16 protein-coding genes are annotated in these 18,008 nt (G+C 72.9%); 12 read left to right on the top strand and 4 right to left on the bottom strand.

Annotated elements, in window-relative coordinates; all coding sequences use genetic code 11:
- The 10 genes from AB0G32_RS28070 to AB0G32_RS28025 form a co-directional block, all read left to right on the top strand.
- On the top strand, nucleotides 1-651 hold a 651-nt coding region (locus AB0G32_RS28070; RefSeq protein ID WP_361169039.1), incomplete at its 5' end, for a thiamine pyrophosphate-dependent enzyme.
- 20 nt (nucleotides 652-671) lie between these two features.
- Nucleotides 672-1,568: a hypothetical protein gene (locus AB0G32_RS28065; protein ID WP_361169036.1), complete on the top strand. Its 897-nt coding sequence runs from the start codon at nucleotides 672-674 to the stop codon at nucleotides 1,566-1,568.
- A gap of 44 nt (nucleotides 1,569-1,612) precedes the next feature.
- Nucleotides 1,613-2,791 carry a DUF3500 domain-containing protein gene (locus AB0G32_RS28060; RefSeq protein WP_361169033.1) on the top strand — a complete coding sequence of 393 codons (1,179 nt, stop codon included), beginning with the start codon at nucleotides 1,613-1,615 and terminating at the stop codon, nucleotides 2,789-2,791.
- Complete coding sequence (locus AB0G32_RS28055) at nucleotides 2,788-3,669, top strand: hypothetical protein (RefSeq protein WP_361169030.1); 882 nt, start codon at nucleotides 2,788-2,790, stop codon at nucleotides 3,667-3,669. Before AB0G32_RS28060 ends, AB0G32_RS28055 begins: the two co-directional genes overlap by 4 nt.
- 54 nt (nucleotides 3,670-3,723) lie before the next feature.
- Nucleotides 3,724-4,707 (top strand): ABC transporter substrate-binding protein, encoded by a 984-nt coding sequence (locus AB0G32_RS28050; RefSeq protein ID WP_361169027.1) that lies wholly within the window; start codon nucleotides 3,724-3,726, stop codon nucleotides 4,705-4,707.
- Between the two features lie 59 nt (nucleotides 4,708-4,766).
- A complete protein-coding gene (locus AB0G32_RS28045) occupies nucleotides 4,767-5,627 on the top strand; it encodes an amidohydrolase family protein (protein ID WP_361169024.1) in 861 nt (286 codons plus the stop codon).
- A gap of 56 nt (nucleotides 5,628-5,683) precedes the next feature.
- Nucleotides 5,684-6,391, top strand: coding sequence for a GntR family transcriptional regulator (locus AB0G32_RS28040; RefSeq protein ID WP_361169021.1), 708 nt, complete (start codon nucleotides 5,684-5,686; stop codon nucleotides 6,389-6,391).
- A 68-nt stretch (nucleotides 6,392-6,459) separates the two neighbouring features.
- Nucleotides 6,460-8,043: a carboxylesterase family protein gene (locus AB0G32_RS28035; protein WP_361169018.1), complete on the top strand. Its 1,584-nt coding sequence runs from the start codon at nucleotides 6,460-6,462 to the stop codon at nucleotides 8,041-8,043.
- Nucleotides 8,044-8,056: 13 nt separating this feature from the next.
- Nucleotides 8,057-9,145: an ABC transporter substrate-binding protein gene (locus tag AB0G32_RS28030; RefSeq protein WP_361169015.1), complete on the top strand. Its 1,089-nt coding sequence runs from the start codon at nucleotides 8,057-8,059 to the stop codon at nucleotides 9,143-9,145.
- A gap of 108 nt (nucleotides 9,146-9,253) precedes the next feature.
- Entirely contained in the window at nucleotides 9,254-10,054 is an 801-nt protein-coding gene (locus AB0G32_RS28025) for an ABC transporter permease (protein WP_361169012.1), read from the top strand.
- 468 nt (nucleotides 10,055-10,522) lie between these two features.
- Here AB0G32_RS28025 and AB0G32_RS28020 read toward each other — a convergent pair whose 3' ends face one another.
- Complete coding sequence (locus tag AB0G32_RS28020; protein ID WP_361169009.1) at nucleotides 10,523-10,930, bottom strand: DUF6278 family protein; 408 nt, start codon at nucleotides 10,928-10,930, stop codon at nucleotides 10,523-10,525.
- 176 nt (nucleotides 10,931-11,106) lie between these two features.
- Between AB0G32_RS28020 and AB0G32_RS28015 the strand changes: the two genes are divergently transcribed.
- On the top strand, nucleotides 11,107-12,858 hold the full coding sequence (locus tag AB0G32_RS28015) for an SGNH/GDSL hydrolase family protein (protein ID WP_361169006.1): 1,752 nt from the start codon (nucleotides 11,107-11,109) through the stop codon (nucleotides 12,856-12,858).
- On the opposite strand, the gene AB0G32_RS28010 is transcribed toward AB0G32_RS28015, so the two are convergent.
- The 3 genes from AB0G32_RS28010 to pcaC are packed head-to-tail and all read right to left on the bottom strand — an operon-like array spanning nucleotide 12,855 to nucleotide 15,657.
- Nucleotides 12,855-13,643 carry an exodeoxyribonuclease III gene (locus AB0G32_RS28010; protein ID WP_361169003.1) on the bottom strand — a complete coding sequence of 263 codons (789 nt, stop codon included), beginning with the start codon at nucleotides 13,641-13,643 and terminating at the stop codon, nucleotides 12,855-12,857. The two genes, AB0G32_RS28015 and AB0G32_RS28010, sit on opposite strands and share 4 nt — an antisense overlap.
- Nucleotides 13,644-13,673: 30 nt before the next feature.
- Nucleotides 13,674-14,309: an MBL fold metallo-hydrolase gene (locus AB0G32_RS28005; RefSeq protein ID WP_361169060.1), complete on the bottom strand. Its 636-nt coding sequence runs from the start codon at nucleotides 14,307-14,309 to the stop codon at nucleotides 13,674-13,676.
- A 43-nt stretch (nucleotides 14,310-14,352) separates the two neighbouring features.
- The gene (gene pcaC / locus AB0G32_RS28000; protein WP_361169000.1) at nucleotides 14,353-15,657 is read right to left on the bottom strand and encodes a 4-carboxymuconolactone decarboxylase; all 1,305 of its coding nucleotides are present in this window, start codon (nucleotides 15,655-15,657) and stop codon (nucleotides 14,353-14,355) included.
- 452 nt (nucleotides 15,658-16,109) lie between these two features.
- Here pcaC and AB0G32_RS27995 point away from each other — a divergent pair, with 452 nt between their 5' ends.
- Nucleotides 16,110-17,981: an ATP-binding cassette domain-containing protein gene (locus tag AB0G32_RS27995; RefSeq protein ID WP_361168997.1), complete on the top strand. Its 1,872-nt coding sequence runs from the start codon at nucleotides 16,110-16,112 to the stop codon at nucleotides 17,979-17,981.
- Nucleotides 17,982-18,008: the final 27 nt, after the last annotated feature.

Genomic DNA, 18,008 nt, shown 5'->3' with positions numbered 1-18,008 from the left:
CTGGAGGGCTACCACACCGAGCAGACCCGCCGGCACCTCACCGGCCGCCTGGAACAGCCCGCATACGTCCGTGAACCCGGCCGCCTCGACCCCCGCGAGGCGATCTGGATCCTCGACCACGACCTGCCCGCCGACATGGGCCTGGTCCTGGGCAGCGGCCACCAGACCGACTTCGGCACCATGCTCTTCCAGCGCTCCCGCGACGTGCTGTCCAACTACGGCATGTTCGGCGCCATCGGCCAGGCCCCCCTGATCGCCATCGGCCAGATGATCGCCAAGGGCAACAAGCCCGGCTTCGTCGTCGAGGGCGACGCCAGCTTCCTGATGCACCTGTCCGAGTTCGAGACCGCCTGCCGCTACGACATTCCCCTCCTGGTCGTCGTCATGAACGACCAGGGCCTGGGCGCCGAATACCACAAGGCCAAGGCCAAGGGCCTCGACCCCGACCTCGCCACCATCCCCACCCCCGAACTCGGCACCGTCGCCCAGTCCCTGGGCGGCGGCGGAGCCACCGTCCGCACCCCCGACGAACTCCACACCGCACTCGCCGACTACATCCACAACCCCCGCCCCACCGTCATCGACGTCCGCATCACCCGCGAAGTACTCAGCACCCCCTACCGCCGCATCCAATACGGCGAGGACGTGTGAGCGGGAAGAAGGGAACACCCATGTCCGCACAGCTCAAGGTAATGCTGGGCAACCACCCGCACACCCGCCCGCTGAAGGACGGCACCGTCCCCGTGCCGGGGGTGGACTGCCAGTACCCGGAGTCCACTCCGCTGCCCCCGGCCTTCGCCCGGATGGTCCGTGACCTGGCCTACGACATCTGCGAGATGCCGATGGCCACCTACCTCCAGGCCCTGGACGCCGGCATCCCGGTGACCCTGCTGCCGGTGGTGCTGGTGGGCAGCACCCACCACCGTTCGCTGACCCGGCTGCCCGAGGGCCCGGAGATCGGCCCCGCGGACCTCGCCGGCCACCGGGTGGGCGTCCGCGCCTACGGCCAGACCACCGGCCTGTGGGTGCGCGGCTGGCTCCAGGAGGAGTACGGGGTCAAGTCCTCGGACGTCACCTGGGTGACCACCGAGGACGTCCATGTGGCCCAATACGTCAACCCGCCGAACGTGGAGCGGTCGAAGGCCGAGCGGGTCGCGGACCTGCTGCGGTCCCACGACGTGTCGGCGGCGGTGCTCGGCCCCAAGGCGATCGGCGGGCAGGGCGCCGGGCTGGTGCCGCTGGTGGCGGACGCCGAGCAGGCCGGGCAGGCGTGGATCGAGCGGCACGGGACCATCCCGGCCAACCATCTGCTGGTGGTGCGCGACGACGTCCTGCGGGACTCCCCGGACGCCGTACGCGCCGTGTACCGGGCCCTGGCGCAGGCGATCGCGGACACCGCGGGCGAGCGCGACGACTCCCCCGCCGGCCGCGCGGTCACCGCCGGCTGGAGCCTGCGGCTCACCGCGTGCGTGGAGATCGCCGCCCAGTACGCCCGGGAACAGGGCCTCATCGGCCAGGGCGTGGACGTCGCGGCGATCGAGCGGAAGACGGCCTTCCTCGACAGCTGAGGAGCCGGCGGACACCAGCACAACCAGTGAAAGGAGGAGCGGCGATGGGTGAGCCGGTAGGGCTGCGCAAGCGGGGCAACCCGCCCACGCGCAAGCCGGAGATCTGGACCCCCGACCTGCTCGACAAGGTCGCCTGGCGGGTCAAGGCGGCCCACGAGCCCTTCCGGGGCGTGGCCACCTCGGACGGCATCCGGCCGGGACTGTTCCCGCTGCGCGACACCGGAGCGGACGTCCGCAAGGTGTACCGGGCGGCGGAGGAGTACCTGGCGGGCCTGACCGAGGAGCGGCGCGCCGAGGGCCGGTTCGCGATGGACGACGAGAGCTGGCGGCACTGGAACAACGGCGCGCGTTACTTCCTGCGCCACGGTGTGCTGCTCGAGGACCTCGACGACATCGGCCGCCGGCAGGCCATGAACGTCGTCCGGGAGAGCCTCAGCGCGGCCGGCTACGGCCAGGTGGTCGACCTGATGCGCCTCAACCTCACCATCGGTGAGCTGAGTGACAACACGCACGGACTCAACGAGTGGCTGTACTGGTTCTCCGTCTACGGGGAGCCGGAGAACGGCGGCCCGTGGGGCTGGCAGCTCGACGGACACCACGTCAACGTCAACTGTGTGTTCGTCGGGAACCAGATGGTGCTCACCCCGTCCTTCCTGGGCGCCGAGCCGGTGACGGCCGGCGGCGGGAAGTACGCCGGGACGGTGGCGTTCCGGGGCGAGGAGGCACTCGGCCACGAGCTGTTCACCCAGCTCGACGGCGGGCAGCGGGAGCGCGCCACCATCGCGGCCGAGAAGCCGGAGGAACTGCTGGTCGGGGCGTTCCGGGACAACTACGAGCTGGACTACCGGGGACTGCGGCTGGCCGAGCTGTCGGCCGGCCAGCGGGAGACCGCGCTCCAGCTGCTCGGCCTGTATGTGAACCGGGCCCGTGAGGACCAGGCCCGCACCCGGCTGCGGGAGGTGCTGGACCACGAGGGCGACACCTACTTCGGCTGGGCCGGGGACCCCGACGGCACCTTCTACTACCGCTTCCACAGCCCGGTGATCATCGTCGAGTTCGAGCACATGCCCGGCGTGATCTTCGACAACGACTACCCCTCGCGCCGGCACATCCACACCGTCGTGCGCACCCCCAACGGCAATGACTTCGGCGTCGACCTGCTGCGTCAGCACCACGAGCGGCACCACCGGCCCCGTCCCTCGGCACAAGGAGAAGAAGAATGAAGCTGGTGCTCGGCCGTGACGATCTCGCGGCAGCCGCGCTGTCGGCGGCCCGGGAAGCGGGCGCGGAGCCGGAGCGGGTCGGCATCAAGCCGGTGCACAAGGCGTCGCGCGGTTTTGTGAACCGGTCGGACGTCGACCTGTGCGAACTGGCCATCGTGACGGTGCTCCAGGCCCTGGCCCACAACAAGCCGGTCCTGCTGCTGCCGGTCACCACGCTCGGCCGGCACCAGCACCAGACCCTGGTCACCCTCGGCGGTCTGGGCGTCGCCGACGTCGAGGGCCACCGTGTCGGGGTGCGCGCCTGGAGCCAGACCACCGGGGTGTGGGTGCGCGGCTTCCTCACCGAGCAGTACGGTGTCGATCTGCGCAAGGCGCGGTGGACGACGTACGAGGGCCATCACGTCGAGGGCGCCGAGGACCCGTCCTGGGTCACCCGGGCGCCGGAGGGCACCAAGCTGCCCGCGGACTTCCTGGCCGGGAACGTCGACTTCGGCATCATGGGCAACGAACTGCCCGCCGACGACCGCATCCGCACCGCCATCGACGACGCGCAGGCGGTCGCCGAGCAGTGGTCGAAGGACCAGGGGTTCATCCCCGTCAACCACGTGGTCGGCGTCTCCGAGGCCGCCGCCGCGCGGTACCCCGACGCCGTGCTGGCCGCGTACGACGCGATGGCCGCCGTACTCGCCGCCAAGGAGGAGACCGGCCGGCCCTTCCCGCTGCACCCGGTCGGCTTCGAGGCGCTGCGCGGCGCGTTCACCAAGGCCGCCGCCTACGCGCTGGAACAGGACGTCATCCCCCGCGCGGTGGACTACGACGAACTCGTCGAACGCACCTGCACGGCACTGGGTGTGTCACCGGCCCGCCTCGGCGGCTGACCCACCCCACCCCCCACCTCAGAACGAAGTCAGAACGAAGAAGGACAGCCACACATGGACAAGCTCACGGTCGTCGTCGGGGACTACCCGCACGCGCAGCCACTGCTGGACGGCGACATCACGATGGACGGGTACGCCGTCGATCCGGTGGAGGTCAAGCCGGTCATCGGCGCCTACCGGCGGATGATCCGGGACCTGGAGTTCGACGTGTGCGAACTCGCCCCGGTCTCCTACCTGATGGCACGTCAGGAAGGCATACCGCTGACCGCCGTCCCGGTGTTCCTCAACCGCCGCTTCCACCACGGTGACGTGCAGTGCGCCGCGAACTCCGGCATCCGGGTGCCGCGCGACCTGGAGGGCCGCCGCATCGGTGTGCGCGCCTACTCGGTGAGCACCGGCGTGTGGGTGCGCGGTGTGCTGCGCGACGAGTACGGCGTGGACATCGACACCATCACCTGGGTGGTGGACGACGACGACCACATCGAGGGCCGGGTCCCCGCCAACGTCGAACGCGTCACCGACGGCCGCTCGCTGGGCGAACTGCTGCGCGCCGGCGAGATCGACGCCGCCCTGACCGGCAACGCCGGCACCGGCCGGGCCGGCGCCCCCAAGGCCGGCTGGACCGCCGCCGCCGAACCCGAGGCGGGCGGCGACGAGGGCCCCTACCCGCTGTTCCCCGAGGCCGGCACCCTCGCCGTCGACCACTACCTGCGCAAGGGCGTCTACCCCCTGCACTCCCTGATCTCGCTGCGCACCGAACTGGTGGAGCGCGACCCGGAGCTGCCGGGCAAGCTGTACGCGGCGTTCGCCGAGAGCAAGCGCCGCCACCTCACCGCCCGGCCCGAGTGGGCGGCGGTGCCCCGGCTGGCCCGCCAGGCCCGGGACATCGGCGGCGACCCGGTCCCGTACGGCATCGCCGCCAACGAGCCCAGCCTGACCGCCATGGTCCGCTTCGCCAAGGAACAGGGCCTGCTGGACGCGGACTTCCCCGCCGACCTCACGGCCCTGTTCGCGCCGGGCGACTACCCCGACGCCTGAACCACCCCGAGCAGCAGACCCGAGCAGAAGACACGGACGAGACAAGGAGCCGGAACCGCATGGACTTCGTAGACGCCCACTGCCACATCATCTCCGCGGACACCAGCAGCTACCCCCCAGCCCCGCTCGGCGGCAAGCAGTCCGCCTGGGCCGCCACCCGCCCGGTCACCGCCGAGGGCATGCTCGCCCGCATGGACGAGACCGGCATCGACCAGGCCGTCCTGGTCCAGGCCACCACCCACTACGGCTACGACAACTCCTATGTCCTGGACAGCACCCGCAGCCGGCCGGACCGCTTCGTCGCCGTCGGCACCGTCGACCCGCTGCTGCCCGACGCCGCCGACTCGCTCAAGGCCGCCGTCGGCGAGGGCGGTCTGGCCGGGGTGCGGCTGTTCACCAGCGGCAGCACCGTACCCACCCAGGGCGAGTGGTTCGTCGCCCCGGAGACCTTCCCGTTCTGGGAGCGGGCCGCCGAACTGGACCTGCCGGTCTGCCTCCAGATGCGCCTGGGCGCGGCCACCGGACAGCTGGTGGAACTGCTGGAACGCTTCCCCGGCGTGAAGGTGCTCCTGGACCACATCGGCTACCCCGACATCGCCGCCTCGCCCGCCCGGGCCGGCGCCGAGGTCGCCGCCCTCGGCGTCCACCCGGGCCTGCACCTCAAGCTCACCCACCGCAACCTGGAGCGGCTGCACGACGCCGGCGAACAGGCCGCCGACTTCCTCACCCCGGTCGTCGAGGCCTTCGGCGCCGCCCGCATCGCCTGGGGCTCCAACCTCCCGGCCGCCGAACAGTCGCTGCCGGAACTGCGCGCCCTCGCCGAGGGCGTCCTCGCGGCACTCCCCGAGGCCGACCGGCAGGAGATCTTCGCCGGCACCGCCCGCCGCCTGTACCCGCAGCTGGCCCGGCGCGACGCCTGACCGTCGCGCCGGTGACCGTGACCGGCCCCCGCGCACCGACCCACAAGGTGATCACCATGGATTCCAACGGTTTCGACGACGACGCCGGCCGCACCTCGCTGACCCGGCAGAGCCAGGCCTACGAGGGACTGCGCTCGCTGCTGCTGTCCGGCAGCATCGAACCGGGGACCCGGCTCACCGAGGCCGACCTGACCCGCATGTTCAGCGTCTCGCGCAGCACCATGCGCACGGTGCTGGTCCGGCTGGCCCAGGAGGGGTACGTCACCAGCGAGCCGAACCGCGGCGTGCGGACCCGGCACTTCTCCGTCGAGGAGGCCGCGGACATCCTGGAGGCGCGCGAGACTCTGGAGTCCGCGCTCGCGGGCAAGGCCGCGGAACGGGGCACCGACGAGGAGATCCAGGCCCTGCGCCGCACGCTGGAGGCGATGGAGGACTGCCGGGCGCGCGGCGACGCGACCGGCTACTCGCGGGGCAACCGGCGCTTCCACCAGCAGGTGAAGGAGGCCGCCCACCAGCAGACCCTGGCCCGGGCGTACGACATCCTGCTCTACCCCTTGGTGATGCGGCAGTACCGCAACCTGTCCGCGCCGCACCCCCGGGCCGGATCGCTGGAGGAGCACCAGGCCATCCTCTGGGCCATCATCACCCGCAACCCGCAGGCGGCCACCGCCGCCATGCTGCACCACGTCGGCAGCGCCAGACGGGCGCTGCTGCTCCAGGCCGAGCAGCAGCGCCTGGCCGCCGCCCTGCCGGCGGACGCCTGAGGAGGTGACCTCCGCAGCTCTCCGTGCCCGCGCGACACCCCCCGGAAAGGCAGACCATGCACCAGCGAGTGAGCACCGAAGCGGGAGTGGTCGAGGGCATCCCCGGACGTGACCGGTCGGTCACCGTCTTCCGCGGCATCCCCTACGCGGCCCCGCCGGTCGGCGAGCTGCGCTGGCGGCCACCGCGACCACCGGTGCCCTGGACCGGGGTGCTGCCGGCCAACCGGTTCGGCCCGATGTGCCCGCAGCTGCCGGGGTCCGAGCTGGACGGCAACGACCTGCCGATGAGCGAGGACTGCCTGCGCCTCAACGTCTGGACCGCGGCGGACACCGAGGACCGGCGGCCCCGTCCGGTGCTGGTGTGGATCTACGGCGGCGGCTTCCGCGTCGGCACCGGCGGCAACCCCCGCTGGGACGGCGAGGCACTGGCCCGCGAGGGCATCGTGGTGGTCACCTTCAACTACCGGCTGGGCGCCCTCGGTTTCCTCGCCACCCCCGGGCTGAGCGAGGAGTCCGAACACCACGTCTCGGGCAACTACGGACTCCTCGACCAGATCGCCGCCCTGAAGTGGGTCCGGCGCAACATCGCCGGCTTCGGCGGCGACCCCGACCGGGTCACCGTCGCCGGACAGTCGGCCGGCGCCGGATCGGTCAACTTCCTCGCCATGTCACCCCTGGCCGAGGGACTCTTCCAGCGGGCCGTCGCGCAGAGCCACGCGCGCCATGCCCGCGACCCCGAACTGCGGTATCTGTCCTCGTCCTACCGGACGCCGGCCGACGCCGAGGCGGCCGGCGCCCGGTACGCGGCGGCGCGCGGCGCGCACACCCCGCGACAGCTGCGCGCTCTGCCCTGGCAGAAGCTGGTCGAGGGCGACGCCTCCGCGATCGACGACACCGTCGACACCGGGAGTGCGGCCAAACCGCCGCTGTTCCGCCCGGTCGTCGACGGCTGGGTGGTGCCGCACGGCTACGCCGAGACGTATGCCAAGGGGACACAGAACGACGTCTGGTATCTCGCCGGGAACAACCTCGACGAGAGCGGGGCGGTGCCCGCGAGCACCTTCGCGGCGTACCGGACGGCCGGCCGGAAGGCGTGGCGGCCGGGCGCCCCGCCGGTCCTTGTGACACGGCAGGAGTACGTCGCCGCGGCCCGGAGCAAGTTCGGGGCGCTGGCCGACGAGTTCCTCCGGCTCTATCCGGGCCGCACCGACGAAGAAGCGGCGCACGCCCATTGCGCCGCGGTACGGGACAATGCCAGGATCTCCACCTGGCTGTGGGCGAAGGACTGGGCCGCACACGCTGACCGGCCCGTGTACACCTACTTCTGGACCTACGCCGCCCCGGCGGCCGGCCAGGACACCCGCCGCGCCTCGCACGGTTCCGAGATCGACTTCGTACTCGGCAACCTGCACCCCGACCGTGCCGAGTGGACCGCCGAGGACCACGCCATCGCACGGACGATGACCGGCTACTGGGCCAACTACGTGGCCACCGGCGACCCCAACGGCCCCGGACTGCCGCACTGGCCCGCATGGACACCGGACACCCCGGCGGTCATGGAGGTCGGTGCGGCCTTCGGCCCCATCCCCCTGGCCGACCCGCCCCGGTTCGACTTCTGGCAACGCTATTTCCGTACCCAGCACGCCTGGTGACAGGAGACTGTTCATGACCCACCACCACACCGGCCGCACCGCCCGCGGCGGCTTCCGGTTCCCGTCCGGCAGGCGGCGGCTGCTCGCCGCGGCCTCGGCCGCGGTGCTCACCCCGGCCCTGCTCACCGCCTGCGGCAGCGGTTCCACCACCACGACCACCGCGGACGGACTCACCCAGGTCACGGTGGGCGGCGGCGGCAGCATCTTCGACACCCCGCTCCAGGTGGCCGACGCCCAGGGCTTCTTCAAGAAGCAGGGCCTGAAGATGAAGTTCGTGACCCTGACCGCGGCGACCGGTCCCTCGGCGCTCCAGTCGGGTTCGGTGGACTTCTTCGACAGCAGCCCCACCGGGTTCGTGACCTCGCTGTCCAAGAACCTGCCGCAGATCGCGGTCTCCGCCGACGGCCTGGGCAACCCGCTCGGCCTCGTCGTGAGCAAGAAGTTCGCCGCGGCCCACGACCTGACCGCGAAGTCGTCCGCCGAGAAGGTGGCCAAGGCGCTGTCCGGCTCCACCGGCGGCGCCAGCTCGGAGAACACCAAGGCCGAGGCCGGCATCTTCCTGAAGAAGTACGGTGTCGACCCCGACAAGAAGGTGAAGTGGGTCTCGCTGCCGAGCCCGGCCGCCGACAAGGCCGCCATCAACAGCGGCCAGATCGACTGGTTCCTCACCTCCGAGCCGATTCCGCTGCAGATCCAGGACGCCGGGGACGGCATCGTGGTGGCCGACCCGTTCAAGGTCCCCCAGTGGGCCGCCGAGCAGGCCGGCTACGGGCAGCTGGTGGTGACCCAGAAGAGCTACGCCTCCGCACACCCCGACATCGTGAAGAAGTTCGTCACGGCGGTGCAGCAGGCGACCGCGTACATGAGCACCCATCTTGAGGACAGCAACGACAAGTCGGTGCTCCAGGCCGCGCAGAAGGCCCTGAAGGGCGTACCGGACGACGTCGTGCAGGGCAGCCTCCAGCAGGTCGAATGGCCCGCGGACGGCTCGATGGACGCGGCGGGCTGGCAGAAGACGATGGCCTTCCTGGACAGCCTGGGCACGCTCCCCGACGGCGCGAAGGTCACCGCTGACAACTGGACCAACAAGTACCTGCCGTAGACGGCCCGCGTGCCGCGTCCGGCCAACTGGAAGGAGCAGACGATGGCGACTGCCACCAGCAGTGCGGAAAGCAAGACCGAGGTCGAGAAAGTGAACCCTGCGGGAAGCGTGAGGAACAGTGCGTGGCGGCGGACCGCCCTGGTGGTGGTGCTGCGCATCGCGGTGATCGCCCTGTGTCTGATTTTGTGGCAGGTGATGAGCGGACCGGTGCTGCCGGAGTACGCCGTCAGCAAGCCCACCGACGTGTCGCGAGCCCTGTGGGACCTGCTCGGCTCGTCGACCGGATGGCTCGACATCAAGGCGACCGCGATCGAGATCGTGGCGGGCTTCGGGATCGGGGTGGCGATCGGCACCGTGATGGGTCTGGTGCTGGGCTCGGTGCCGCTCGCGGGCCAGGTCCTGGAGCCGCTCATCGCGGCCGTCAACGGCATCCCCAAGATCGCGCTCGCCCCGCTGTTCCTGCTGTTCTTCGGCATCGGCCCGATGTCGAAGATCACGATCGCGGCGGCGGGGGTGGCCTTCGTGGTCTTCTACAACGTCTACCTGGGGCTGCGGCTGCGGGAGCGTGAGCTGGTGGAGATCGTCCAGGTGATGGGCGGACGCCGGCACCATGTGCTGAGCTATGTGACGCTGCCCACCCTGGCGGCGCCGTTCTTCGCGGCGCTCAAGACCGGCGGACCGCTGGCCATCCTCGGGGTCATCGGCGGTGAGTTCATCGCCTCCACCGAGGGGGTCGGTCACGAACTGTTCACCGCGGCCACCAACCTGGACGCGCCGACCGAGTTCGCCGGTCTGATCGTCCTGGTGGCGATGACGCTGATCCTCAACGGGGTGCTCACCGCGCTGGACACCCTCGCCCTCAAGCACCTCGGCCTGGGCGACCGGCGCACGCGGGGCAAGACCGCCTGAGCGGGACGGCGGCCGTCACCGGAGGCACTGGACGCGCACGCCTCGGGGCCCGGCGCCGGACGCGATGTCCGGTACCGGGCCCCGAGCGATCCGTGCGGGCCGCTCCACCGCCCGGCCGGCGCGCAGCTGACCTTCTCCCACGTCGCACGAGGAGTGATCTGCGGCTGGCACCGGACGGGTCCGGTGTCCGGCGGGGGTGCCCGCGGCCGGGTCAGGCCGGTGGCCCGAGATGCCCCGGGGCGGGACTGGCGCGTCCCCCGCTGCCCCCGGCCCGCTCCCCCGGGTGCGTCCTGACCTCACTCGACTCGATCACTGGCGACTCGATCACTGGATCGACGACCATCCCAGCCCTTTTCCTCAGCTGTGTCCTGGCTGCCGCAACGTATCCGGCCGAGCGGGCGCCCCACACCCGACACGCACTTTTCGGGCATTAGCCGTATTTACGACTGTTGTTGTGTGCCGGTGCGGTCAGTTCTCCGCGACCTCGGCGTACGACTGCGACAGCTCGGGCGCGCCGCTGGCCGCCCACTCGTGGCCGGAGGCGACCACGTCGAACTCCCGGCCGGAGGCGAGCCGGACCACCGGCTGGCCGTCCGCCCGGAACCCCCAGGCGGCACCCGGCACGGTGCGCACGATGACGGTGCCCAGGTACAGCCCGGCGTCGTTGCCCAGCCAGGGCAGGATCTCCTCGTCGTCCCGCCAGCGCGGCACGACCTGGTCGAGCTGTTCCAGCGAGGCCGGGGAGTCGTCGAGCCGGACACCCTCCCGACTCGCCTGGGACCGCAGCAGTTCGCACTCGGCGAGCAGGCCGGCGATGCCCTCCGGGTCACGAGTCCCCGGCTCCGCACGCCGCTTGCCCAGGAAGGGGATGTTCATATCTCCAGCCTGTCATTCATACCGCCGAACGCACTACAGGCGCGCGGGTGCTCGCGTCCGGGTGAAGTCACCGGCCCGCCCGGCATGGTGCGTTGACGGGTGCCGGGTGCCTTCCTAGCTTCGCGTGCGTCCGCCGGCGGGGAGTCGGCGCGCTGAGCCGAGGGGGAGGAGCCACCGTGCGCCGAGGAGTCCGCGGTTGGGTGGTGGTACTCGCCCTGCTGGTGGCGGGATCGCCGGGCGCCCCGGCGCGCGCCGCCGCGCCGCTGCCGCTGGAGCGGTACTTCGACAACACGGCCGTCGGCGACGCCGCCCGCCCCGGCACGGCGGACTTCGACGGCGCGGGCGGCTTCCTGCCGGCCGGTGACCTGGCCGCCGCGGGCTGGACGCCGGGCCGGACGCTCACGGTGCGCGGGGCCCGGCTGACCTGGCCCGCGCGGGCGCCGGGCGAGCCGGACAACGTACGGGCCAACGGGCAGCGGGTGCGGGTCACCGGCCGCGGCGACGCGCTCGCCTTCCTGGCGGTGTCCACCGGCGGCGGCGCGGCGGGCGGGGCGGCCGAGGTGGCGTACGCGGACGGCACCCGGTCGGCGGTCCGGCTCGCCGCCCCCGACTGGCGCACCGGCCCGCTCGCCACCAAGGCGGTCGCCCTGCCGGGCCTCGGCACCCCGTCCGGCCGGCTCCCCGAGCGGGCCCGGCTGTACGCGGTGACCGTGCCGCTCGCGGCGGACCGCGAGGTGGCCTCGGTGCGGCTGCCGTACGCGCCGGACCTGCATGTGTTCGCGCTGGCGGTCCGGGACGGCGGGCGGGGCTGGACCGGGACCTGGGCGGCCTCCACCTCCGGTCAGCCGGCGGTGGGTCCGTGGACCGACCGGACGCTGCGGCTGGTGGTGCGCGGCTCGGCGGGCGGGACCCGGGTGCGGCTGCGGTTCGACAACACCTTCGCGGCGGCGCCGGTACGGATCGGCGCCGCGACGGTGGCGGTGCGGGCGGCGGGCGCGGCGGCGCAGGGGGCGCCGGCGCGGCTGTCGTTCGGCGGCGCCCGGGGCGTGCTGCTGCCGGCGGGCGCGCAGGCGTACAGCGATCCGCTGGCCTTCGCGGTGCCGGCCGGCGCCGATCTGCTGGTGAGTTTCCATCTGCCCGGCCCGGTCGCGGCGGCGCCCACCCACCGGCTGGCGCTGCGGCGGTCGTATCTGAGCGGGCCGGGCGATCACACGGCGCAGCGGTCGGGCGGCGGGTACTCCGCCGTGCTGACCTGCTGGCCGCTGCTGACCGGGGTGGACGTCGGCGGCGGGCCGGGGTCGGTGGTGCTGCTCGGGGACTCGATCACCGACGGCGACCGCTCGACCGTGGACGCGAACCGGCGCTGGCCCGACGTGCTGGCCGGCCGGCTGCGGGCGCAGCGCGCCGTCCCCCGGTACGGGGTGCTGAACCACGGCGTCTCGGGCAACCGCGTGGTCACCGACCGCTATCCCGGCGACGGAGTCTTTGCCGACCAGTCCGGGGTGAGTGCCCTGCACCGCTTCGACCGCGACGTGGCCGCGCAGACCTCGGCGCGCACGGTGGTGGTGTTCGAGGGCGTCAACGACCTGCTGGCGGGCACCGACGCGCGGACGCTGACCGCGGGGCTGCGCGCGCTGGCCGACCGGGCGCACGCCCTCGGGCTGCGGGTGCTGGCGGCGACCATCGTGCCGTGCGGGGGCCGGGCCGGGTGCACGCCCGCCGTCGAGGCCGAACGGACCGGGACGAACGCCTGGCTCCGGTCCACCGGCGCCTTCGACGCCGTACTCGACTTCGACGCCGTACTGCGCGACCCGGCCGACCCGGCCCGGATGCGGCCCGGCTACGACAGCGGCGACCACCTGCACCCCGGCGACGCCGGCCTGAAGGCACTGGCCGACTCGGTGGACCTGCGGCTGCTGGTGCCCTAGGAGACCTGGACGTCGAGGTCGACGACGACCGGGGCGTGGTCGGAGGCGCCCTTGCCCTTGCGCTCCTCGCGGTCGACGTAGGAGTCGGTGACGGCCTTGGCGAACGGCTCGTTGCCGTACACCAGGTCGATGCGCATGCCGCGGTTCTTCGGGAAGCAGAGCTGGCGGTAGTCCCAGTACGTGAACGGGTGGTCGTACTTCAGCGGGCGGGGCACCACGTCGGACAGCCCGGCGCCGCGCAGGGCGGCCAGGGCGGCCCGCTCGGCCGGGGTGACGTGGGTGGCGCCCTCGAAGGCGGCGCGGTCGTAGACGTCGTCGTCGGTCGGCGCCACGTTGTAGTCCCCCAGCACCGCGAACGGGCGGTCGCCGGCCGCGTCGCCCGCCACGGCCGCCCGCAGCGCCTCGAACCACTGGAGCTTGTACGCGTAGTGCGGGTGCTCGACCTCGCGGCCGTTGGGCACGTACACCGACCAGACCCGGACCGGGCCGCAGGTCGCGGAGACGGCGCGGGGCTCCTGGACGCCGTCGTAGCCGGGGTCGCCGGGCAGGCCCTTGACCACGTCGGCCAGGCCGACGCGGCTGAGCACCGCCACCCCGTTCCACCGGCCGGTGGCGTGCACCGCCGCCTCGTAGCCCGCCTCGCGCAGCGGCTCGAACGGGAACTGGTCCTCGGCCACCTTGGCCTCCTGGAGGCACAGCACATCGGTGCCGCTGCTCTCCAGCCAGGCCAGCAGCCTCGGCAGGCGGGCGGTGATCGAGTTGACGTTCCAGGTCGCGATACGCATGCCCCACAACCTACCGGCCGGGTCCGACACTCACAGGACGGTGCTCTCCCCCGCCGCCAGCCGCAGGTGCTCCGCGCCACCCAGCTCGCCGATCTGACGGTCGTAGACCGGGCGGGCGAGGTCGGTGAGCAGGGCGTCGTGGATGTCGTAGGCGCGCTGCGGGCGGACCTCGCGGACGTAGTCGATGACCTCGGAGATCTTGCTCCAGGGGGCCATCACCGGGAGCATCAGCGTCTCGACCGGGTGGTCGGGCACGGTGAGCGCGTCCCCGGGATGGAAGAGCCGGCCGCCCTCGACCAGGAAGCCGATGTTGGTGATGCGCGGGATGTCCGGATGGATCACCGCGTGCAGCTCGCCGTGCACCTGGACGTCGAAGCCGGCCGCGGTGAAGGTGTCGCCGTGGCCCACGGTGTGCACCCGGCCCGGGAAGGCGGCGGAGATCTTCTCGGCGACCGCCCGCAGCGTGTACACCTGGGCGGCCGGGTTGATCTCCATCGCGGCGCGCAGCCGCAGCTCGTCGAAGTGGTCGGGGTGCTCGTGCGTGATGAGCACGGCGTCCGCGCCGAGCGCCGCGTCCTGCTCGCTGAACCCCCCGGGATCCAGGACGAGAATCTGCCCGTCCTTCTCCAGCCGGACGCAGGAGTGCGACTTCTTCGTCAGCTTCAGGTTCTGGTTCATGGTTCCATCCTGGCCCCGGGGCGCTCCCGGTTCACTCCGAGGGGGTGGTCTCCTCCCGGACGACCTGCTGGGCGATCCGGAAGGCGCGGTCCGCGGCGGGGACGCCGCAGTAGACGGCCGCCTGGAGCAGCACCTCCTTGATCTCGGCCGGGGTCAGCCCGTTGCGCAGGGCGGCCCGCAGGTGCGGGGCCAGCTCCTCGGCGTGGCCGCCGGCGACCAGCGCGGTGAGGGTGACGCAGCTGCGGGTACGGCGGTCCAGGCCCGGGCGGTTCCAGACCTCGCCCCAGGCGTACCGGGTGAGGAGTTCCTGGAAGTCGCCGGAGAAGTCGTCGGCGTCCGCCAGCGTCCGGTCCACGTGCGCGTCGCCGAGTACCTCGCGGCGTACCTTGAGGCCCGCCTCGTAGGGGTCGGGCCGTCCGTGGGCGGCCTGCGGCTGGGTGACGGCCGGGGCGATCTCGGCCACCGGCGCGGTCACCGGCGCCGCGGCCGGCACCGGCTTGCCCGGCAGGCCGGGGACCCCCGGGAGCAGCGTCTGGCCGGTGGCGTCCGGGGCGGGCTGCCAGGCGGTGGTGAAGTGCCGTACCAGCAGGTCGGTGACGGCGCCGGGCTGCTCGACGGGGACCAGGTGGGAGGCACCGGGCACCACGGCGAGGCGGGCGTCGGGGATGCCGGCCACCAGGGTGCGGGCCTCGGCCGGGCCGGTGACCTGGTCGTCGGAGCCGACCAGCACCAGGGTGGGCACGCCGACGCGGCCCAGTTCGTTGCGGACGTCGAAGGCGGCGAGCGCCTCGCAGGCGGCGATGTAGCAGCCCGGGTCGGTGGTGCGGACCATCTGCACGGCCCACTCGGTGATCGCGGGCTGCGCGGCGGCGAACCCGCCGGTGAACCAGCGGTCGGGCGAGGTGCGGGCGATGGGGTCGAGGCCGTTGGTCCGCACGATCACCCCGCGCTGGCGGAACTCGTCGGCGGTCCCGAACCGCGGCGAGGCGGCGATCAGCGCCAGCGAGGCGAGCCGCTCGGGGTGGCGCAGCGCCAGCTCGATGCCGACCGCGCCGCCGAACGCGCAGCCCGCGTACCCGAACCGCTGCACACCGAGCCCGTCGAGCGTGGCCAGCAGCCGCGCGGTGACGTCGCCGACGGACCCGCCCGGGTGGGCCGGCGCGCCCCCGTGCCCCGGCAGGTCGTACCGGAAGACCCGCCACTGCTGCGTCAGCTCGGGCACCTGGCGGTCCCACATGTGCCAGGTGGTGCCGAGGGAGGGGCCCAGGATCAGGACTGGCAGGTGGTCTGGCCCGTCAAAGCGGTACTGCAGCGTTTCGGTCTTGCTTTCGGTCACGGGTTCACACCTTCGTCTGTCACGATCTTTCACACGCCCCCTGCGAGACCTCCCCATGCCTCCGCCGGTGGAAGCAGGTCCGTCACGTCCGGCCGCACTCACCACTGCTCCGTCGTCTTCGCGTTCGGGTGCCCGGCCCGCTCGGCGAGCGGGTGATCCGGCACGCCGTGGCGGGCGGGGCAGGTGCGGCAGGACGCCCGAGCATCGTACAGACGGACCCTGCGAGGGCGGTTCCCGAGCCGGGGACCGCCCCGCCCGCCGCGTTTCGGCCACCGCCGTTCCGGGCCCGGCCCTGGCCCCTGGCGGGTCGGTGCGACGGGCATCCTTCCGGTGCCGCGCGGAACGGGGGTTCGCGGTCCGGCCAAAACACGTGTGTTCGACAGCGCGGTCCGGGTCGTTGAGTGCGTGCCGTTCCGGTTCCCGGCCGCGACCCGCCGCAAGGAGGCGAGCAGTTGACCTCGACCACCCGACCCGTGCAGCCACCACCGCCCGCGGAGATCACCTACTCGGGGCAGTACTCCGTCAACCCGCTGGGGCAGGCGGGTTTTCTGCGTCTGTGTACGCGGCTTCCGTCCGTCCTGGCCCGGATCGCGGGGCTGGCCTGGGCGATCGACCGCAGGGCCGTACTCCTGCTGCTGGCCTGCCAGTTGGCCACCGGCGCGGCGGCCGCCGTGCTGCTGACCGGGACCGCCCGGGCGATGGCCCCGCTCCTCGGGACCGGTGCCGTGCCGGACCGGCTGCGCGCGGCGCTGCCCGCGCTGGCCGTCGTCGCGGCGGCGAGCGCGGTGACCCGGACGTCGGTGGCCGTGGCCCGGTACGCGGAGCGGCGCGTCACCCCGCGGCTGACCACCGCGATGGACACCGCGCTGGTGGCGGCCGTCTGCCGGGTGGAGGCCGCCGCCTACGCGGGGGACGGCTTCTCCGACCGCCAGGAGGCGGCCGAGATGGGCGTGACCCGTACCCACGTCATGGTCATGGACGCCCAGCGGTTCATGTCCGCGCTGATCAGGCTGGTCACCGCCGGCGTCGTCGTCTCCGTGCTGCACCCGCTGATGCTGCCGCTGCTCCTGCTGGCCGTCGCCCCGGCCGGCCTCGGCGCGGTCCTCACCGCCCGGGTCGACTACGAGATCCACTACGCGAACATCGCCGACCGCAACGTCCGCGGCATGACCCGCTGGTGGGCCACCACACCGAAGTACGGCGACGAGGTCCGCGCCAACGGCATGACCGACTACCTCCTGCACTGGTACCGGGCGCTGTCCGAGCGGGTCGACCGGCGCACGACGGCCGCGGCGCCCCGGACCCTGCGGATCGCGCTGCTGTCCTCGCTGGCGGGCGGCGTGTTCCTCGCCGCGACCTGGGGAACGCTGGCCTGGCTGACCGTGACCGGGCGGATCGCGCCGGCCGTCGCCGCCACCGCGGTGGTGGCCGTGCAGACCACCCTGGCCGCGCTGTCCCAGCTAGTCGTCGAAGGCGCGGCCGTCTTCCACACCAGCCTCTACCTCGGTGACATGCAGGCGTTCTTCGACGACGCCGCCGCCCGGGCGCCGCGCCGCGGCACGTCGGCGGTCACCGCGCCGGTGGCGGAGATCCGGCTGGAGGAGGTGGTCTACCGGTACCCCGGCAAGGACCGCCCCGCGGTGGACGGCGTCTCCCTCACCCTGCGGCGCGGCGAGATCCTCGCTGTGGTCGGCGTGAACGGCTCCGGCAAGAGCACCCTGACCCGGCTGATCACCGGCATCTACCTCGCCGACAAGGGCAGGGTGACCTGGAACGGCACCGACCTCGCGGGCGCCGACCCGGCCACCGTCTGGGCCTGCACCGGGCTGGTGCCGCAGATCTTCGCCCAGTGGCCGCTGCGGGCCCGGGAGAACGTCACCCTCGGCCAGCCCCGCGGCCACGACGACTGCGAGGTGTGGGCGGCCGTCGACGCGGTCGGCCTGCGTGAGGCCGTCGAGGAACTGCCCGCCGGTCTCGACACCCTGCTCGCCCGCGAGATCTTCGGCGGCACCGAACTCTCCGGCGGCCAATGGCAGCGGCTGGCCTGCTCCCGGGCCCTGTACCGGCGCCCGCCCCTGCTGATCCTGGACGAACCCACCTCGCAGCTGGACCCGCGTGGCGAGCACGCCGTCTTCGAGCGGATCAGGGCCATCGCGGCCGACCGCATCACCATCGTCGTCACCCACCGCCTGGAGAACACGAGGATGGCCGACCGCATCGTCGTCATGGAACAGGGCCGCCTCACCGAACAGGGCAGCTACGACGACCTGGTCCACGCCGGCGGCACCTTCGCCGACCTGCTGCGCCTGTCCCAGGAACGATGACCCCGAGGTCCTCGGCCGTCACGAAGC

Origin of the sequence: Streptomyces sp. NPDC023723 (assembly GCF_040639815.1) — a bacterium.
Taxonomy (GTDB): Bacteria; Actinomycetota; Actinomycetes; order Streptomycetales; family Streptomycetaceae; genus Streptomyces.
The sequence above is the reverse complement of the archived record's forward strand: the minus strand, read 5'-3'. Positions and strand labels throughout refer to the sequence as shown.

Excerpts from the sequence above, each read along its gene's own strand:
- AB0G32_RS28010 (WP_361169003.1), bottom strand. The coding sequence starts at position 13,643 with ATGCGTATCGCGACCTGGAACGTCAACTCGATCACCGCCCGCCTGCCG.
- AB0G32_RS28020 (WP_361169009.1), bottom strand. The coding sequence starts at position 10,930 with ATGAACATCCCCTTCCTGGGCAAGCGGCGTGCGGAGCCGGGGACTCGT.
- AB0G32_RS28050 (WP_361169027.1), top strand. The coding sequence starts at position 3,724 with ATGGACAAGCTCACGGTCGTCGTCGGGGACTACCCGCACGCGCAGCCA.
- AB0G32_RS28065 (WP_361169036.1), top strand. The coding sequence starts at position 672 with ATGTCCGCACAGCTCAAGGTAATGCTGGGCAACCACCCGCACACCCGC.
- AB0G32_RS28045 (WP_361169024.1), top strand. The coding sequence starts at position 4,767 with ATGGACTTCGTAGACGCCCACTGCCACATCATCTCCGCGGACACCAGC.
- AB0G32_RS28060 (WP_361169033.1), top strand. The coding sequence starts at position 1,613 with ATGGGTGAGCCGGTAGGGCTGCGCAAGCGGGGCAACCCGCCCACGCGC.
- AB0G32_RS28040 (WP_361169021.1), top strand. The coding sequence starts at position 5,684 with ATGGATTCCAACGGTTTCGACGACGACGCCGGCCGCACCTCGCTGACC.
- AB0G32_RS28055 (WP_361169030.1), top strand. The coding sequence starts at position 2,788 with ATGAAGCTGGTGCTCGGCCGTGACGATCTCGCGGCAGCCGCGCTGTCG.
- AB0G32_RS28030 (WP_361169015.1), top strand. The coding sequence starts at position 8,057 with ATGACCCACCACCACACCGGCCGCACCGCCCGCGGCGGCTTCCGGTTC.